Here is a 567-nt window from a genome sequence, read left to right on the forward strand (position 1 = left end):
CACCACGATAACCAAGTCTAGTTGTTCAGAACGGTTGAGGTACTTGTCCTTTTTACGAGCCAAACGGTCATTGAGATCTGCATTGTAAGCCTTGAGCGTATCCAGCTTAAAGTGCGTGTCAAACATGGCATTGTAATCTTCCAAACTTTTTGCCATGTGGGCTTGATTGCTCATCGACTCTTCATCATTTTCCGTCACCGAGTAAGTAATAGCCACTTTTGGAAAATCAGGCAAGACACGCTTGGTTCTTTCCGAAATTTTCAAAGAAGTCTTGCCTTCTTTGACCTTTTGGATCAAGTCATAGTAGGCTTGCGCACGCGCGATGGATTTGACCGTCAAAAGCCCCTCATAAGTCATACCAAGCCCATTGTTAAAACCGAGCTTGCGGTTTGATTTATTGAAAATAGACTCCAAAACCGCCAACATGTGCTCTTCATTGTCATAGTAGTCTTCTTGAATATCGTCCTCGTCCATGTCAGGCATGGTGGTCTGGTACTCCACTTGGAAACCAAGCACCGCGCGGTCGTGGATAGCATTTTCAACGGTGTAACGGTGCAAACACTGACC

At 45.1% G+C, this 567-nt stretch carries 1 protein-coding gene; it reads right to left on the reverse strand.

The window, feature by feature from the left end; translation table 11 throughout:
• Positions 1-567, reverse strand: a 567-nt coding sequence (locus B3473_RS07155) for a type I restriction enzyme subunit R domain-containing protein (RefSeq protein WP_414717677.1), incomplete at both ends; no start/stop codon positions are given.

The organism is Streptococcus sp. UBA632 (assembly GCF_002300045.1).
GTDB classification, from domain to species: domain Bacteria; phylum Bacillota; class Bacilli; order Lactobacillales; family Streptococcaceae; genus Streptococcus; species Streptococcus alactolyticus.